At 69.2% G+C, this 16,666-nt stretch carries 15 protein-coding genes; 11 read left to right on the top strand and 4 right to left on the bottom strand.

What is annotated here, in order from left to right; translation table 11 throughout:
• Nucleotides 1-309 precede the first annotated feature (309 nt).
• From N5079_RS32850 to N5079_RS32840, 3 genes are all read left to right on the top strand, one after another.
• Nucleotides 310-1,644 carry a hypothetical protein gene (locus N5079_RS32850; protein ID WP_261588095.1) on the top strand — a complete coding sequence of 445 codons (1,335 nt, stop codon included), beginning with the start codon at nucleotides 310-312 and terminating at the stop codon, nucleotides 1,642-1,644.
• Between the two features lie 287 nt (nucleotides 1,645-1,931).
• The gene (locus N5079_RS32845) at nucleotides 1,932-2,777 is read left to right on the top strand and encodes a class F sortase (protein ID WP_261588094.1); all 846 of its coding nucleotides are present in this window, start codon (nucleotides 1,932-1,934) and stop codon (nucleotides 2,775-2,777) included.
• 285 nt (nucleotides 2,778-3,062) lie between these two features.
• The gene (locus N5079_RS32840; protein ID WP_261588093.1) at nucleotides 3,063-3,818 is read left to right on the top strand and encodes a DUF559 domain-containing protein; all 756 of its coding nucleotides are present in this window, start codon (nucleotides 3,063-3,065) and stop codon (nucleotides 3,816-3,818) included.
• Between the two features lie 718 nt (nucleotides 3,819-4,536).
• Here N5079_RS32840 and N5079_RS32835 read toward each other — a convergent pair.
• Nucleotides 4,537-5,070, bottom strand: a complete 534-nt coding sequence (locus N5079_RS32835; protein ID WP_261588092.1) for a hypothetical protein — start codon at nucleotides 5,068-5,070, stop codon at nucleotides 4,537-4,539.
• A 250-nt stretch (nucleotides 5,071-5,320) separates the two neighbouring features.
• Here N5079_RS32835 and N5079_RS32830 point away from each other — a divergent pair, with 250 nt between their 5' ends.
• From N5079_RS32830 to N5079_RS32815, 4 genes are all read left to right on the top strand, one after another.
• Nucleotides 5,321-6,220 carry a class F sortase gene (locus N5079_RS32830; RefSeq protein WP_261588091.1) on the top strand — a complete coding sequence of 300 codons (900 nt, stop codon included), beginning with the start codon at nucleotides 5,321-5,323 and terminating at the stop codon, nucleotides 6,218-6,220.
• A gap of 82 nt (nucleotides 6,221-6,302) precedes the next feature.
• On the top strand, nucleotides 6,303-7,334 hold the full coding sequence (locus tag N5079_RS32825; protein ID WP_261588090.1) for a hypothetical protein: 1,032 nt from the start codon (nucleotides 6,303-6,305) through the stop codon (nucleotides 7,332-7,334).
• Nucleotides 7,335-7,481: 147 nt separating this feature from the next.
• The gene (locus N5079_RS32820) at nucleotides 7,482-8,627 is read left to right on the top strand and encodes an acetyl-CoA C-acetyltransferase (protein ID WP_261588089.1); all 1,146 of its coding nucleotides are present in this window, start codon (nucleotides 7,482-7,484) and stop codon (nucleotides 8,625-8,627) included.
• A 787-nt stretch (nucleotides 8,628-9,414) separates the two neighbouring features.
• Nucleotides 9,415-9,579 (top strand): hypothetical protein, encoded by a 165-nt coding sequence (locus N5079_RS32815; protein ID WP_261588088.1) that lies wholly within the window; start codon nucleotides 9,415-9,417, stop codon nucleotides 9,577-9,579.
• A gap of 129 nt (nucleotides 9,580-9,708) precedes the next feature.
• Here N5079_RS32815 and N5079_RS32810 read toward each other — a convergent pair whose 3' ends face one another.
• Together N5079_RS32810 and N5079_RS32805 are read right to left on the bottom strand one after the other, a co-directional pair.
• On the bottom strand, nucleotides 9,709-11,583 hold the full coding sequence (locus tag N5079_RS32810) for an acyl-CoA dehydrogenase family protein (protein WP_261588087.1): 1,875 nt from the start codon (nucleotides 11,581-11,583) through the stop codon (nucleotides 9,709-9,711).
• Between the two features lie 153 nt (nucleotides 11,584-11,736).
• Nucleotides 11,737-12,468: a class I SAM-dependent methyltransferase gene (locus N5079_RS32805; protein WP_261588086.1), complete on the bottom strand. Its 732-nt coding sequence runs from the start codon at nucleotides 12,466-12,468 to the stop codon at nucleotides 11,737-11,739.
• Between the two features lie 128 nt (nucleotides 12,469-12,596).
• Between N5079_RS32805 and N5079_RS32800 the strand changes: the two genes are divergently transcribed.
• Both N5079_RS32800 and N5079_RS32795 read left to right on the top strand, forming a co-directional pair.
• On the top strand, nucleotides 12,597-13,139 hold the full coding sequence (locus tag N5079_RS32800; RefSeq protein WP_261588085.1) for an RNA polymerase sigma factor: 543 nt from the start codon (nucleotides 12,597-12,599) through the stop codon (nucleotides 13,137-13,139).
• On the top strand, nucleotides 13,123-14,001 hold the full coding sequence (locus tag N5079_RS32795) for a hypothetical protein (RefSeq protein ID WP_261588084.1): 879 nt from the start codon (nucleotides 13,123-13,125) through the stop codon (nucleotides 13,999-14,001). Before N5079_RS32800 ends, N5079_RS32795 begins: the two co-directional genes overlap by 17 nt.
• 47 nt (nucleotides 14,002-14,048) lie before the next feature.
• On the opposite strand, the gene N5079_RS32790 is transcribed toward N5079_RS32795, so the two are convergent.
• Nucleotides 14,049-15,077: an adenosine deaminase gene (locus tag N5079_RS32790; RefSeq protein ID WP_261588083.1), complete on the bottom strand. Its 1,029-nt coding sequence runs from the start codon at nucleotides 15,075-15,077 to the stop codon at nucleotides 14,049-14,051.
• Nucleotides 15,078-15,151: 74 nt separating this feature from the next.
• On the opposite strand from N5079_RS32790, the gene N5079_RS32785 reads away from it, so the two are divergent.
• Together N5079_RS32785 and N5079_RS32780 are read left to right on the top strand one after the other, a co-directional pair.
• Nucleotides 15,152-15,652, top strand: coding sequence for a SigE family RNA polymerase sigma factor (locus N5079_RS32785; protein WP_261588082.1), 501 nt, complete (start codon nucleotides 15,152-15,154; stop codon nucleotides 15,650-15,652).
• Nucleotides 15,649-16,611: a PASTA domain-containing protein gene (locus N5079_RS32780; RefSeq protein WP_261588081.1), complete on the top strand. Its 963-nt coding sequence runs from the start codon at nucleotides 15,649-15,651 to the stop codon at nucleotides 16,609-16,611. Before N5079_RS32785 ends, N5079_RS32780 begins: the two co-directional genes overlap by 4 nt.
• Nucleotides 16,612-16,666 lie beyond the last annotated feature (55 nt).

Genomic DNA, 16,666 nt, shown 5'->3' with positions numbered 1-16,666 from the left:
CGCCTTCCGGCTCGGAGGTTGATGCCGCGAACAGAATACGATTCTGGTCCTCGGGGGTCGATTGCCAGGCGGTGGTTTGCCCTCGTTCTCGGGGCCATGTCGTATTACAACTCCGCCACCATCGCCCCAAAGGACTCATGGGCCGCGTCTATATCCCCATAAGATCTACCTTCGGTTTACTGTGGTTTCGCCTGTTCGGGCAGGCTTCGCGATCGGGAGCACGCGGTGATGCGGTGGAGAGCTGGACGGCGGAGAACCCTCGCCGCCGCGATTGTTAGCGTGGCAGGAGGGGCGCTCCTCACACTGCCAATGACCTCGGCCAAGGCGGAGACCGTTCAGGTCGATCTCAACTACAACTGCACCGGCGGGGTCGCCGGACCCTCCGGCGTGAACCTGAAGGTGACCCTCACCCTGCAGACCGCGCTGACCGCGGGGCAGCCGCTCGACGTCAAGTGGGGCGTCGCCTACAGGGACGGCACTCGGTTCCTTTCACCGGGGCTGTTCCAGCCGGGCGCCCGTGTCTCCGCGACCGGCGTGGTGGACATCAACGGGCCGTGGGCGGGCAAGCTGGACTCCCTCGGGTCGAAGGATCAGGCGCTGCTTCAAAATGGGGGCGCACTGGCCTTGCCCGACCTGATCTCCGGGGCGGTCGCCACGACGGCCGAGGGCGAAATCGAGATCGTGCCTCGTCGGCTCCTGCTCGACTTCACCCCGCCCGCGTCCGAAGCAGTGGTCAACGATGACGACCCGGCGGTGACCTACGGTCCGAACTGGACGGACTACAACGACCGGGACGGCAACATCGGGGACGTCCATGTGGATGTGCACGCCAGCCAGGTGATGGGGGCCGAGGCGGCCTTCAAGTTCACCGGGACGGGCGTCGACTTCATTTCCGAGCAGTCCAATCAGGGGGGACAGGTCCAGTTCCTCGTTGACGGGGAGCCCGGCATCCCGGCGACCGCGGACGGATCCAAGGAGCCCAACGGCGATCCGGTCCTGGTCGCGAACAAGGGAAACTACACGCTTTGGGGCATGCGGGGCCTGCCGTACAAGGAACACACGCTCACGGTGAAGAAGCTCGACACCAAGTGGGCCATGGTGGACGGCTTCAGAGCCGTCACCGAACAGCTTTTGGACGCGCCGAAGCAGTTCCGCGCGGAATGCAAGCCGGTGAAGAAGCCCACGGCCATCCGGGTCAATGTGGGCGGGACCGCGAGCCCGCCGATAAGCCCGTCCGACTCGGCCAGCGGTTCGCCCAGCGTTTCTCCGTCGGGCAGCGTTTCTCCGTCGGGCAGCGTGTCTCCCACGGGCACGGGCAGTCCGACTCCTACGGGCTCTGGCAGTCACAGCCCCAGCCCGTCGCCCTCGAACACGCAGAGCCAGCTCACCACTGTGGTGGTGCTTGGCACTCCCACGCCGACGGCGACGACCACGGTCACGCTGACCGCGACACCGACCGTCGCTCAGGTGAAGGTCACGCCGAAGGGCGGGGCCCAGACGGGTGAGGAGCCCGAACGGACCGCCGCCTCCGGACCGCTGCTCGTCGGGTCGGGAAGCATGATGCTGCTCGTCGGAGTGTTCAGTGGTGTGGCACTTCTCAGGCGCAGAGCCGCGCACGCCGGTGACCGGTCCGAGACGGTCTGAGGGGGATGACGACGATGAACTCCACTCCTGACGGCGACGCCCCCACCCCCGAGGCCGGGAACCCGACTTCAGCCGGCGGAGACCCGGCTGCGGCCGCGAACGCGACGCCAGCCGGCGGAAATCCGGCTGCGGCGGCGAACGCGACGCCAGCCGGCGGAAATCCGGCAGCGAACGCGACGCCAGGCGGCGGAGAGTCGGTTTCTGCCGGAACCCCCGCTCCGGCGGGCGTACAGCCGGCTGCTGCGCAGGGGCAGGCCACTCCTGTTGGCGGCGTTGTCGCCGAAGGCGTGAGCCGTACAAAGCGGGCGCGTAAGCCGTTGCCCCGGCCCGTCCTTGCGACGCTGCTGGTCGGCGGGTCGTTCGGCGGGATCGTGGCGATCATGGTGGGGATGCTCGCCGTGCTGTCCCCGACGCCGCAGAGCGATTCCGGCCCTCTACCGGGGCTGCCGGTGAACATCCAGGAGGCGGGTCAGGTCGCGGCCTACCTGCCGCCGACGGTCGGACCGGGCGGGGCCGGCGTGCCGCTGACGGCCGCCGCGCCGACGGCGCCGCCGCCGATGCCCGCGCTCCAGCCGTTCCCGCCGCTCGCCCTCACGACGACTACCGCCTCGTCATCGTCGACTCCCTTGACGACGTCATCGACGACAGGGAAGTCCTCCGGCAAGGCCGCCTCGGGCCGGCCAGTCAAGATCGGGATTCCGGCGATCGGGGTGTTCGCCCCTGTGGGCCGGGTCGGCGTGAAGAAGAACGGCGAGATCCAGGCGCCCCCGCTGAGCAGGCCCAATCTCACCGGCTGGTACCGCCTCGGGCCCGTCCCCGGCGACCAGGGCCCGGCCGTGATCCTCGGCCACGTGAACACCAGGAAAGGGGCGGCCGTCTTCAGCCGGCTGAGGGAGCTCAAGCGAGGCAACAAGATCGCCGTGCGGCGCGCGGACGGGAAGACCGCCATCTTCACGGTCGACGGGGTGGAGCAGGTCAGCAAGACGGCGTTCCCGACGATGCGGGTATACGGCAACACCATCACGGCCGCACTGCGGCTCGTCACCTGTGGCGGCGTCTTCAACGCCAAGGCGCATTCCTACACGGACAACATCATCGTGTACGCCACGCTCACCTCGGTCAAAGGGAAGTGACGACATTCGATCATGACGATAGTGCTGTCAAACGGCTCGGATAGCAGCACTATTGTCATGATCGATTAGCGGATGGACGTCGTTTCGGGCGACAGCCGTACGTCGATCTTGGCCCCGTGGCAGTCTCAGCGGGTGCCGCGCAGTCCGCGATCTCCCCACGCGTTGTCGAAGGGGCCGTTTCTGGGCTCCGCCGCGATTCGCGCGGGCTTGCTGACGAAGGCGCAGCTTCGTGGATCCGGATGGGTCCGGATTTATCGAGATGTGTACGTTCACCAAGCTGTTTCGGTGACCCCCTGGGTGCGGGCGGCCGCCGCCTCGCTGCTGATTCCGCGTGGGGGTGCCATAGCGGGCCGGATGGCAGCCTGGCTTCATGGCGCGGACCTGCTCAGCGCGGCCAAGGAAGACGCGGTCGAGGTGGTGGTTCCTCCGGGGATGAGCATGCGCCCCCGCCGGGGGATCGACGTGCGTACGGCCCGGCTCGACGAGGGCGATGTCGTCATCGTCCGGCGACTGCCCGCGCTCAGACCGATTCGGATCGCCTTTGATCTCGCCAGATGGGAGCCCGATCTCGTCGAGGCGGTGGTGCTCGTGGACGCGCTCGCCCGGATCGGTGTGCGGCGGCATTTCACGCCGGCCGCCTTACTGGACTACGCGGCCGGGCGGCCCGGTGCCCGAGGGGTGAGCCGCCTGCCCGAGATCGTCGACCTCAGCGATCCGCTGGCGGAATCACCGATGGAGACCCGGCTCCGGTTGCTCCTGGTTCGTTCCGGCCTTCCCCGGCCGGTCTCCCAATACGAGATCTACAACGACCACGACCTGCTCATGGGCCGTGTCGACCTCGCTTATCCGCAGATGAAGCTGGCCATCGAGTACGACGGAGAGGGCCACGAGCGACGCTGGCTGGACGACGTCGGGCGGCAGAACCAGATCTTCGGCGAGGGCTGGATGCTCCGGCGGTACACCAAGCAGCACGTCTACCGCGCACCCGACCTCATTGTCCGGGAAATAGGCGCGCTTCTGAAAAGGGCGGGACTCCCCTAACAGTCGATCATGACGATAGTGCTGTCAAACGGCCCGGATAACAGCACTATCGCCATGATCGACTGAAAGCTCCGTCTGAACAACCCGAAACCTGGAGAGGACAAGACGCAGCCCCGGGACCGTAAGGCCCAAGCGGAAGCGGTGGTCCGAAGCCTGCTCCGGGGCGCTCTCGGGGAAAGCTGGGTCACGTGACGGCGCGTGCGGCCCATGGCGCCGGTTCAGTTCCTGCCGTGGGTGATCACGTCGGCGGCTTCGGTCATGTCGGGTGGCTCGTTGTCCGCGCATGGCTCTAATCCTGGTTTCCGCCGCCGGAGGCCTGATCCTCTGCCGCCGCGTCGATCTTTCGACCTGCGGCGTACGGCACGGCTGAGGCGGCCCTCCGCCGCAGGTCACACCTGTTAAGAGGTGGGGCCCCCTTGACTGCCATGACAGAAATCTGTGGGTATTTCATGACAGATTCATGGTGAAAGGCGCCGCTGGAGCGGAGTAGTCCATAGGATCTCTACCTAACCGTGACCGTATGCTGGGATGCTGGTACGCCTGTTAGTGCAGGGACTTGGAATGGGAGAGGATCAGTGCTGAAGTCGAAGGCACGGCGTCGTATCGCCAAGAAGGCGGCCGCAGCCGGAGTAGTCAGCGCAGGAGTCCTTCTCGGTGGCTTCTCAATGATCGGCGGCGCACATGCCGACAACAAGTCGGTGACCTACAGCTGCACTCCCTACACCGCCCCGAACTCGCCGGGCACTGCCGTGACACACGATTTCAACGTCACGCTGACGTCCTTGGTGGCGACCGCGACGGTGGGAACGCAGTTCACGGCCACCCTGGCGATCGCGCCGGAGTCCGGATCTTCGCTCCCCGCGCCGGTTGCCATCGCCAGCGGCAAGTGGATCGAGAACCAGCCCACGGTTGTGGCTTCGGTTGCGCCCACGACCGCGACCGCCGCAGTATCGACTCCGTCGCCATCTGTTGCGATAACGACCGAGATCGCACCCCAGGCCGCGATCCCGACGATCCCGGTGGCGACCGTGATCGTCACCCCTTCTACGGGTGCCACGTCCATCGTGCTCACAGCCAAGGACTTCAAGCTCAACGTTCTGACCCCCGCCACTGCTGGCGTTGCCGCGTCAACCGCGCCGCTGTACGACTGCAAGCTCGCCACTACCGGGGCCAAGACGCTCCCCGCTGTGGCCACGATTCCGGTCACCACAGCTGCGGGGACGAGCACGACGCCGAGTTCGTCTGCCAGCACGTCGGCGAGTGCTACACCGACGACTCCGCGGCCTACGCGGACGATCTACAAGACGGTGACGGCCAAGCCGCACAAGACCACTCAGGTGACGCACACCCCCGGGGGTGGGGCGGCCACGGGCGGCGGTGGAGAGATGGGGCCGGACGGACGTGTCCTCGTGCTCAGCGGCACGGCGTTGATCTTGGCTGCGGCAACCGGTGGACTGATGCTGCGTGCGCGACGCCGTGCCGTACGGCATTAGGACCCGGCGATGAGCACGCCGCCGCCGGGGCAGTACCCGCCCGGCCAGCCGGGGCCGCCCTTCGGGCCCGGTGATCCACGCATGCAGGGTTATCCACAGCCTGTGTACGGCCAGCCGATCTACCAGCCCGTCATGCTGCCCCAGCAACTGCCGCAGCGGCCTGAAGAGCCGCGCGTCAGCGGGACACAGGCCATCCGTGGCGTGCTCATCCTGGCGGCCGTCGCCGGAGTGGTGACCGTCGTCGTCGGGATGCTCTTCATGATCAGCTCTCCGGACGAGTACGACCCGATGAAGCGCACGGTTCTGACGAAGCAGGGAGTGCCAGGGGGGCTCGCTCCCACGGTCGGGCCCGGAGGAGTCGGACAGCCGTTGACCCAGGCGGTCGCCACCGCGCCCCCGCCTGTGCCGACCGAGCCACCGGCTCCGCCGATGCAGCCGTCCACACCCAAGCGCCTGATCGTGCCGAGGCTGGGCATCAAGGCGCCGATCGAATCGGTGGGCACGGACAGGAGTGGCGCCATCGAGACTCCGCCGATCGGCAACCCCAACCTGGTCGGGTGGTACCGGGGTGGTCCCACCGCGGGCGAGGCCGGCCCGGCCGTCATGCTCGGGCACAAGGACACCACAACTCGCAGCGCCGTGTTCAGCCGCCTCCATGAGATCCACAACGGAGACAAGATCGAGGTCGTCCGCCTCGACGGGACGGTGGCGATCTTCACCGTCGGCGGCGTCGAGCAGGCGAACAAGCAGACCTTCCCCACCAACCGGGTGTACGGCCCACGCGACAACGCCGAGCTACGGCTGATCACGTGTGGCGGCACCTACAACCGCAATACCGGCCATTACGTGGACAACGTCATCGTCTACGCGGTGATGACCGGCACGCGTCTCGCCGCCGGTAAGTCCTGACCAGGATCGGGGTTACCGGAACGGCTCGTGGATCGCGATTCGGGGGGCTATCGTCTCTTCGACCGATCATGAGGAGGGCCCTGTGGGCTGGTTGTCGAATCTCCTGCTGCCGGGCCGGCTGCGCACAGGACCGACGGTGCTGCTGCCCGCCCGCCCCGACCCCAAGACGCTGCTGGCGATCGCCCAGCTCGCGGACCCGGATGCCCGTCTCGACGGCGACGACATCGTGGCGGGAGGGTCGAGGATCTTCGCCGCTCTCGAGTTGACCGGTGACGTCCTGGCCAAGCTGGGCGTGGGCGACGAGGACCGGCTCTGGGCCTGCCGCGTCGCCGCGGAGGGGCCACTCCCGGTGAACTTCTTCGACAAGACCCTGGCCGAGGGCATCGCCTACCGCCTCGGCGGCTGGTCCCTGTGCCAGGGCGAGCCGACCGACCTCAGCGACAGCGATCTCCGGGCCGCTGTCGTCTACCTGCCGGCCGCGCCGGCTCCGGAGGAGGCCATCGGCCTGCTCGGAGAGCTCCTCCGGCCGGCCGAGTCCGCCGATCCCGACCGGTGGCCCGACGGACAACTGGTCGACGGGATCGTGCACGTCGCCGTGAATGGCGGTGGCGTGGCCGACATCTACGCGGGAGCGGATACGGTCGTCACGATCGAGGAGGGCCACAAGATCCCGCCCGCCGCACGAGCCCGCTGGCCGTACCTCACCGAGATCGTCGTCGCCAGGCTCTCCGCGATCGAACCCGCGATCGAACCCGCGCCCGCGCCCGCGATCGAACCCGCGCCCGAGCCCGAGCCCGAGCCCGAGTCCGGCCTCGGTGCCGAGGCTGAGGACGTCGATGCCGAGGCTGACATCGACCCCCGGCCCGAGATCGACCCCCAGCCGGAAACGGTGACCGACGCCGAGAGCACGTCCGGCGATGGCGGGGAGACCGCGAGCGACGCCGGCGTGGCGGCGACCGATGAGGACGGCAAGGGCGTGCGAGATGACACGGCGCTGCTCGAACGGGCGGCCGTCGCGCTCGCCATCGCCGACCGTCTCCAGGGGATGGCCACCGATCAGGGCGCCTTCCAACTCGCCGAACCCGACGACATCCTCCCCGGCCGTTACTCCTGAGCCCGGCCGCCTCCAGAGTCGCCCAGAGCGGCCGAAGATCCCGTGAGAGCGGCCCGGGTCCCGCGAGCGGACCCGTACAGGCGTGGACGAAAGTTCTGATGTAACCTCTCACTAACCGAACATTGCTCGGTTTCCTATGGAGGCACTGTGGCAGAGGCGTACATCGTCGGGGCGGTCCGCACCCCGGTCGGCAAGAAGAAGGGCGGGCTCTCCACGGTCCACCCGACCGACCTGGCCGCTCACACTCTCTCGGCGCTCGTCGAGCGCACCGGCGTCGACCCGTCCGCCGTGGAAGACGTGATCATGGGCTGCGTCATGCAGTTCGGTCCGCAGTCGATGGACATCGCGCGCAATGCCTGGCTGAGCGCCGGTCTCCCGGAGACCGTGGCCGGCGTCACCATCGACCGCCAGTGCGGCAGCTCCCAGCAGGCCGTTCACTTCGCGGCGCAGGGAGTGCTCTCCGGCACGCAGGACCTGGTCGTCGCCGCCGGCGTGGAGTCGATGTCGATCGTCCCCATGGGATCGAGCATCACGGCGGCGCTGGAGAAGGGCATGCCGTTCCCGTTCGGCGACAAGTGGGTCGAGCGGTACGGCACGCAGGAGATCTCCCAGTTCCGCGGCGCCGAGCTGATGTGCGAGAAGTGGGGCCTGAAGCGCGACCAGCTTGAGCAGTTCGCCTACGAGAGCCACCAGCGGGCCGCCAAGGCCATCGCCAACGGCTACTTCAAGGACCAGATTGCGCCCCTCAACGGCGTCGAGGACGACGAGGGCCCCCGGCCCGACACGACGCTGGAGAAGATGGCCCAGCTGAAGACCCTGCGCGAGGGCGGCCAGATCACGGCGGCCACGTCGTCGCAGATCTCGGACGGCTCGGGCGCCCTGCTCATCGCCTCCGAGCAGGCCGTCCGCGACCACGGCCTGACCCCACGCGCCCGGATCGTCACGCTGGCGCTGACCGGCGACGACCCCGTCTACATGCTGACCGCGCCCATCCCGGCCACGCGGAAGGCACTGAAGAAGGCGGGGCTCACCATCGAGGACATCGACGTCATCGAGATCAACGAGGCGTTCGCCCCCGTGCCGCTCGCGTGGCTCGCGGAGATCGGCGCCGACCCGGCGCGGACCAACCCGAACGGCGGCGCGATCGCCCTCGGCCACCCGCTCGGCGGCACCGGGGCCATCCTGATGACCAAGTTGCTGCACGAGCTTGAGCGCACGGGCGGCCGTTACGGCCTTCAGACGATGTGCGAAGGCGGCGGCCAGGCCAACGTGACCATCATCGAGCGCCTCTGATCGCAGTCGCCGAGACGGCGGCGTGCAGCGTGCCTCCTCAAGGAGGGCGGCAGCCGTACGAATGACTCGAAGGGCACCCCGGGAGAACCGGGGTGCCCTTCCGCATTTCACCTGGGCCGGAGCGTCGCCCGGGGCACGTTGGGCCGGAGCGTCGCCCCGGGGCACCTTGGGCCGGAGCGTCGCCCCCGGGCGGTTGGGCTGGTGCCGGCTATTCGGTTACTTGGGCCGGGGCAGCCTGCGGGGCTGACGCATCGGCCGCACCGGCATCACCGGGGCGGGCATCTGGCGCGGCGGCTGCGGCAGGTGCCGCTGAGGTACGGCCGGCTGCGGCTGGGGTGTGCGCGGCAGACCCTTGCCGCGTTTGCCGGACGGTGCGCTGGACGGTTTGCTGCTGGACGCGCGGATATGCATACGGGATCTCCTAACGGATGAGAACGCGGCACGAGGTGCCGTCACTCAGCTGCCGCGTCGGGAAGGACAAGGCCAGAAAGCTGAGTCGCGACCGATCAGCCGGGCAGGTCGGACACAAGATGAGCCGGATGGGCCGGCCGCATCGATGACATCTGCCTGATCGGTTGGATCAGCCGATCAGCGGTCGCCGTAGAGAATCCACATGCCGCGACCGTAACAACCGCGGTCTCGTGCGGCCAACTGGTTTTCCGAGGCGCCGAAAGCGCCCTCATGGTGCTTTCCAAGTGAGGCCCAAGTCAGGGTGAAGATCTTGGCAAGTGTGGCCGTGTCTACTGATTCACGTCACCGACAAGCACGGACACACAAGGAGATATCAATGAGGATCACCCGCACGCTCAAGCGCTCCGCCGCGGTTCTCGCCACCACCGCCGTCGCCGTGACCACCTTCGGCGTCCTGTCCACCCCGGCGAACGCCATGGCCCCCGAGTGGTACCCCTGCTACATCAAGGGCCACGGCTGGATGTGGTGCCTGGACGTGTGATGCCCGCACAGGATCCCCGTTAGACGACGAGACCGCCCCACGACGTGGGGCGGTCTTTCCGGTTTCGCACGGTCTCACACGGCCTCGTACGGCTCTCGCCTGCGCGGCTCTCGCCCCCCCCCCCCGAGCTCAGCGGACGTGGCGGTGGACGTCCTCGGCCGTGGCCGGGCCGGGCCGGGCCGGGGCGATCCAGGGGCCGTCGAGCGAGGGATCGAGGATGCCCTCCTCCACGAATGTGTATCGCCCGTTCAGCACGCGCCGGGCCAGCCGTACATCGCGGAAGTCGGAGTTGTCCCACAGCCGGTGGAACAGCGCGTCGGCGCGCAGCCGGGCCTGGTTGCAGAAGGTGTCCGCGACCTCGTACGGCTTGCAGCCGAGGTCGGTGGCGTCCTCCTGGGCCCGGATGCAGACGGCGGTGATGGCGAACAGTTCGGCCCCGATGTCGACGATCCGGGAGAGGAAGCCCTGCTTGTGCTCCAGCTTCCCCTGCCAGCGCGACATGCCGTAGAACGTCGACCGGGCGAGCTTGCGGCTGGTCCGCTCGACGTATCGCAGGTGATGGGCGAGCGCGCCGAACTCGGCGTACGACGTCGGCAGTTGCCCGGGCCCGGCGAGGAGGCCGGGCAGCCACCTGGCGTAGAAGCCGCCCGCCCGGGTGGCGGCCCTTCCCTTGGCCTTGAGGTCGGCCTTGGGATTGATGAGCTCGCCCGCGACCGACAGGTGCGCGTCCACGGCCTCCCGGGCGATGAGCAGATGCATGATCTCGGTGGAGCCTTCGAAGATGCGGTTGATCCGGAGGTCTCGGAGCATCTGCTCGGCGGGCACGCCGCGCTCGCCACGTGCGTGCAGCGACTCGGCGGTCTCGTAGCCGCGCCCGCCCCTGACCTGGACCAGCTCGTCCGCGACGCGCCAGGCCATCTCCGACCCGTAGAGCTTGGCCAGGGCAGCCTCGATGCGGATGTCGTTGCTCTCGTCGTCGGCCAGACGTCCGGTGAGGTCCACGACGGCTTCGAGGGCGTAAGCCGTACAGGTGATGAAGGAGACCTTGCGGGCGACCGCCTCGTGTTCGCCGACCGGGCGGCCCCACTGGATGCGTTCCGTGCCCCACTCGCGGGCGATCTTCGTCGCCCACTTGGCCGTGCCTGCGCAGGTCGCGGGGAGCGAGAGGCGGCCGGTGTTCAGGGTTGTCAGGGCGATCTTCAGGCCCTGTCCCTCGCGGCCGATGAGGTTCTCCACCGGCACGCGGACCTGGTCAAACCGGGTCACGCCGTTCTCGATGCCGCGCAGCCCCATGAACGCGTTGCGGTGTTCGACCGTGATGCCCGGAGCGTCGGCCTCGACCACGAAGGTGGAGATCTTCGAACCTGTCCTCGCCATCACGACGAGCAGATCGGCGATGACGCCGTTGGTGGTCCAGAGCTTGACGCCGTCGAGCACGTAGGAGTCGCCGTCACGGACCGCCGTCGTCGCGAGCCGGGCGGGGTCGGAGCCCACGTCGGGCTCGGTGAGGAGGAACGCGGAGATCTCCCCACGGGCGCATCGCGGGAGGAACTTCCGCTTCTGCTCGGGCGTCCCGAAGAGCCGCAGCGGCTGCGGGACCCCGATCGACTGGTGAGCCGACAGGAGCGCGCTCAGGGCGGGGGAGTACGACGCGGTGAGTTGGAGCGCCCGGCAGTAGTACAGGTGGCTCAGGCACAGCCCGCCGTACTCCTCCTCGATCGTCATGCCGAACGCGCCGATGGCGGCGAGACCCCTGATCACCTCGTCAGGGATGACGGCTGACCGCTCGATGACCGCCGGGTCGACCTTGACCTGAAGGAACTTCCGCAGCGCGCGAAGGAAGTCCTCGCCCTTCTTCGTCTCCTCCTCGCTCAACTGCGGCGCGGGGTGGACGAGGTCGAGCCTGAAGTCTCCGAGGAAGAGCTGCTTCGCGAAGCTGGGGCGGGCCCATTCCTTCTCGCGGGCCTGCTCGGCGACATCCCGTGCCTTGGCGTAATCGGTCATCGCGGCCTCCTGAGGCGGTGGATGACTTCGACGTTACGCCGGGTTATTACTCGTGAGTAGTCTGCCCCCGGCCGGACAGCCGGGTGGCCGGGGCCACGCCTGCGACCTGCGCGGTCGGCTCGACATCACGGTGTACCGCTGGGACGCGGGCGGCTACTGGGGGACGCGGGCGACGCAGAAGACGGTCTGGCCGAAGGGCGGCCGGATGAAGCGCTCGATGAGCCGGGTCGTCGGCACGACCGTCCTGTCGTAGATCTTGACGAGCCTCGGGTCCGGGTAGCCGACTCCGCCCCGCCGGACGGCGGCCCACCAGGCGATGCCGCCGAGGAAGTTGATCGGCTTGAGGACCTGGATGCCGAGCCCGGCGCTGGTGACCGTCTTGCGCAAGGTCGCGGGGGTGTATCGGGTGACATGCCCGACCTTGCGGTCGAAGTCTCCATACAGCTGCATGTATCCGGGCACCCAGATGATGATCCGCCCACCGGGCGCGGTGACCTTGGCGAGGGACCGGAGCGCCTCGACGTCCTCCTCGATGTGCTCCAGGACGTTCATGAGCACGACGGTGTCCACCGGGTCGGCCAGCGGAATCTCCGTCGGCAGGCCGAACTGGAGCACCGAGATGTCGTCGCGGTCGGCGAACCGCTTCTCGAGCTGCTCGACGCAGTAGGGGTCGAAGTCGCTCACCACGAGCCGGTCCAGCCGGGGGAGGAACTGCTCGGCGAAGTGGCCGAGGCCGGAGCCGATTTCCAGCATCGACCGACCGACATGCGGCGCGACCATGTCGAACTCGTACTGCCGGTAGTTCTTGGCCTCGTCCCCACCCAGGTGGTTTTCCAGGGCCTCGTCTCCAGCCGCCGGCTGGACTACACGGTCATACCCAGACATACGATCCTCGTTTACGCGCGCTGACGGTCTTGGAGAGTCTAGTGCCCACCCTGCCGGCGGGTGCTCCGTTCTCTGGACGGCATGCCCGTCCACTCCTAGGCTTCACCTCCAGGTGATGGACCCAGGTGATGGACGACGACGAGGCCATAACGCGGTCCCTGGCCGGTGACCTTGACGCCTACGAGGTGCTGGTCACCCGCTACAGCGCGGTCGCGCATCGTACGGCCGGCCTGCTCGGCGCGGGTGAAGAGGCCCAGGACGTGGTCCAGGAGGCCTTCGTCAAAGCCTTCCGCCATCTGGGAAGCTTCCGCCGCGAGTCGGCTTTCAAACCCTGGCTGCTGCGGATCGTCGCCAACGAGACGCACAATCTCACCCGGTCGCGTGGCCGCCGGGCCGATCTGGCGATGCGGCTCGGCCTGGAGCGGGAGCCGTACGAACCCGAGGACCCGGAGGGCGTCGCCGTCGCCGCGGATGGAAGGTCCCGTCTGCTCGAGGCCGTCCGCGGGCTCCCGGACCGGGAACGCGAGGCGGTGGTCTGCCGGTACTTCCTGCAGTTGTCCGAGGCGGAGACCGCGGAGGTCCTCGGGGTACGGCTTGGCACGGTGAAGTCGCGGACGTTCCGCGGCCTCAGGCGCCTGCGAGAGGAGGTGGGCCGTGAGCTCCTCCGATGACCACCCCGGCGACGACTTCCAGGCCCACTCCGGAACCGGTCGCCCCGGTGACGGGTTCGGGGATCTGGAGGCGGAGCTGCGGGCGCTCGGCGACACGTTGCACAGCCCCGCGCCTCCTCCCTCCGGCGTCGCCCGCGCCGTCCGAGCCCGCCTCGAAGGCCCGGCACACACGGAGAGCCCAGCGCGGCCGGGAAGGCGGTTCGGCCGGCCAGGGCGCGACGGATCGGGTTCGCGGGCGGGGCAGGCACGGCCGCTCGGTTCGCCGCGGCGCGACGGGCGGTCTCGTCGGGTACGGCTCTCGCGGCGGAAGGTGGCCGCCGCGTTGGCGGTCTTTCTGGCCGTCCTGATCGGAGCCACCCCGCAGGGACGGGCCGCGGTCGCATCGGTCCTCAGATTCGCCGGAGTAGAGATCGGCGTCGGCGCGCCCGGACCTCTGCCAGCCGGTGTGCCGAGCCCTCTGCCGGGAGAGCGGCGGGTCACGCTGGACGAGGCACGGCGCGCCGTCGCGTTCCCGATCGTGGTGCCGTTCGCGCTCGGCGATCCCGCCGACGTCCGGGTGGCCGACGGCGGTCGCGTGGTTTCCCTCTTCTGGCCCGGTGCCCGGCTCGACGAGTTCGACGGGACGCTCGGCGTGGTCTTCCGCAAGGATCTCGGGGAGCCCTGGCCGGAGGAGATCCCACGCCTGCGGGCCTGGTGGGTGCAGCAGCCGCACCGCCTGTCCTACGTGCCCCGGCACGGTGGCGCGCCTCGCGAGGAGCGGGTCGCCGCTCCCACGCTGATCTGGCAGCGGGGAGCCGTGGGGCTGCGCCTCGAAGGCCCCAGCCGGGATCAGGCGCTCCGCATCGCCGCCTCGGCGCGGTGAAACCCCATCGCCGGGTCATTGGCCGATCGGGCGAGCGGGGGCGGCCCTCAGCCGGTGAGCTCCGGTGCGGTGAGCCAGCCGTCGATCTCGCCCAGGAGCTCCTTCTTGATGGGATCGGGGGCGGCCGACGACCGGATCGACTGGCGGGCCAGCTCGGCGATCTCCGCGTCGCGAAAGCCGTACACCTGCCTGGCGAGCTCATACTGCGGCAGCAGCCGCGCCCCGAACAGCAGCGGGTCGTCGGCGCCGAGCGCGATCGGGACGCCCGCCTCGAACAGCTTCCGCAACGGCACGTCCTCGGGCCGCTCGGCGACGCCGAGGCCGACGTTGGACAGCGGGCACACCTCGCAGGCGATCTGCCGGTCGGCGAGCCGTTCCATGAGGCGGGGCGACTCGGCGGCGCGGACGCCGTGGCCGACGCGGTCGGCCTCCAGGTCGTCGACGCACTCCGCCACGCTGGCCGCGCCGAGCAGCTCGCCCCCGTGCGGCACGGCGAGCAGGCCGGCGCGCTTGGCGATCCGGAAGGCGCCGTCGAAGTCGCGGGCACGTCCGCGCCGTTCGTCGTTGGACAGGCCGAAGCCGACGACGCCCTTCCCGGTGTACTGCGCGGCCAGGCGGGCGAGGGTCCGGGCGTCGAGGGGGTGCCGTGTGCGGTTGGCGGCCACGATCACAGCTATGCCGATATTCGCGGCTTTGGCCGCCTGCTCCGTGGCGTCGAGGACGAGCTCCAGCGTCGCGGTGAGCCCGCCGAACCGCTGGGCGTACCCCGACGGGTCCACCTGGATCTCCAACCACCGGGAGCCCTCGCGGGCCTCGTCCTCGGCGGCCTCCCGCAGCAGCCGGTAGACGTCGGCGGGCCGCTTCAGCACGGACCTCGCGATGTCGTACAGCCGCTGGAACCGGAACCAGCCGCGCTCGTCGGTCGCGTGGAGCTGGGGCGGCCAGTCCTGCACCAGAGCGTCGGGCAGGTGGACGCCGTGCTCCCGCGCGAGCTCGATGAGCGTGGAGTGCCGCATCGAGCCGGTGAAGTGCAGGTGCAGATGAGCCTTGGGGAGCTTGTCGAGTGGGCGCGGCATCTCCATATCCTGCCGTATCCGCCTGTCAACCTCGCGCCCGCCTTACGCGTTGTGGACGGGCGAAAGGGGAGCCCATGACGGAAGAAGACGAGGCGGCCTTCGATGAGTTCCTGGCCGCGCGCAGCACCGCTCTGCTCCGCACCGCGATCCTGGTCTGCGGAGCCTCCACGATCGACGCCGAGGACATGGTGCAGAGCGCCCTGGAGAAGGTCTACCGGCACTGGCCGCGCATCCGGCACGACAACCCCGAGGCGTACGCCCGCCGCGTCGTCGTGAACGGCGCGATCAGCCGGTCCCGGAGGAAGAAGGTCATCCAGGAGATCACCTTCGCCCATCCGCCTGACACGCCTGTGGAGTCGCCCGATCTGGGCCTGCGGGACGCCCTGCTCGCGGAGCTCAGGAAACTCCCGGCCCGGATGCGGGCCGTCCTCGTCCTCCGCTACTGGGAGGACCTGTCCGAGGCCGAGACGGCGGCCTTGCTGGGCTGCTCGGTCGGAACCGTCAAGAGCCAGGCCGCCCGTGGCCTGGCGAGAGTCCGCGCACGCATGGGAAATCTGGAAGGGGCGTCCGCATGAAGGTCGAAGAGGCGCTGAAGGACGCGATGGCGTCCCAGGTCGCCGGCGTCTACGCGTCGCCGTCGATGGGGCAGGCCGTGAGGCGGCGGAGCCGCCGCAACGTCGTCCGGTTTCGTACGGCGGGCGCGGCCCTGCTGACGGTGGCCGTGGCGGGAGCCGTACCGGTGTATCTGAGCCACGCGCCTGCGGCGGGACACGGGCAAACGGCAGCGGGAGCAGGGGACGGCTCGGCCGACACCGCCGCCGTTTCCGGGGTCGTGGTCCCCGACGTCATCGGGACCGATGCGACGAGCGTACGGACCATCCTGGAGGACGCCGGGTTCACGGTGGAGTTCAAGGAGGCCCTCACCGAAGGTCAGGGACTCAGGGTCGTGACCGCGCAGGAGCCGGCCGCGGGCACCGAGGCCCCGGCCGGGTCGGTCATAACCGTCACCATCGTGGAGTCGGACAGTCCTGAGGCGAGCCCGTCGGCTACTCCCTCCGCCGACCCGCTGCCGCAGGATCTCGGCGACCTGGGCGACGGGCGCGACTTCGGCGGCATCCACGTCGGCTACCTGCCCGACGGCCTCGAATGGGGCAAGTGGTCGGGCAAGGACGGGTTCGGCAAGACGAGCTACACGACGACGTGGGTCGAGCCGGGCCTCGAGCCCGGCATGTACAGCGTCCAGATGATCGTCTACAAGGGTGACGCCGCGGACCGGCTCGCCGACCGGATGAAGGGCTACCGCGGCCAGGGCGCCGAGGCCATCAAGGTGGGCGGCAAGACGGCCTACCTGGTCCCCCTCGGCGAGGCGCCCGACAAGATCACCGAGGGCGGCACGCTGACGATCGTGTGGACCGAGCGCACGGGCCTGGCGGTCGAGGTGGCGATCAGCCCCGACTACGCCAAGAAGATCGGCAAGGACGCGGCCGGCCGCGAGCTCAAGAAGATCGCCGAAGGGGTCGCTCCCACCCGGTGACCTCCTGAGCGTGACGCCCGAGCCTGGCGCGGCTGTGCTTGACCGCACGGGCGTG

It is taken from the genome of Planotetraspora sp. A-T 1434 (genome assembly GCF_025420585.1).
Taxonomy (GTDB): Bacteria; Actinomycetota; Actinomycetes; order Streptosporangiales; family Streptosporangiaceae; genus JAOEGB01.
This window is presented reverse-complemented; position numbering and strand designations above follow the sequence as displayed.

Excerpts from the sequence above, each read along its gene's own strand:
- N5079_RS32785 (WP_261588082.1), top strand. The coding sequence starts at position 15,152 with ATGACGGAAGAAGACGAGGCGGCCTTCGATGAGTTCCTGGCCGCGCGC.
- N5079_RS32800 (WP_261588085.1), top strand. The coding sequence starts at position 12,597 with ATGGACGACGACGAGGCCATAACGCGGTCCCTGGCCGGTGACCTTGAC.
- N5079_RS32790 (WP_261588083.1), bottom strand. The coding sequence starts at position 15,077 with ATGCCGCGCCCACTCGACAAGCTCCCCAAGGCTCATCTGCACCTGCAC.
- N5079_RS32815 (WP_261588088.1), top strand. The coding sequence starts at position 9,415 with ATGAGGATCACCCGCACGCTCAAGCGCTCCGCCGCGGTTCTCGCCACC.
- N5079_RS32780 (WP_261588081.1), top strand. The coding sequence starts at position 15,649 with ATGAAGGTCGAAGAGGCGCTGAAGGACGCGATGGCGTCCCAGGTCGCC.
- N5079_RS32810 (WP_261588087.1), bottom strand. The coding sequence starts at position 11,583 with ATGACCGATTACGCCAAGGCACGGGATGTCGCCGAGCAGGCCCGCGAG.
- N5079_RS32830 (WP_261588091.1), top strand. The coding sequence starts at position 5,321 with ATGAGCACGCCGCCGCCGGGGCAGTACCCGCCCGGCCAGCCGGGGCCG.
- N5079_RS32850 (WP_261588095.1), top strand. The coding sequence starts at position 310 with ATGACCTCGGCCAAGGCGGAGACCGTTCAGGTCGATCTCAACTACAAC.
- N5079_RS32805 (WP_261588086.1), bottom strand. The coding sequence starts at position 12,468 with ATGTCTGGGTATGACCGTGTAGTCCAGCCGGCGGCTGGAGACGAGGCC.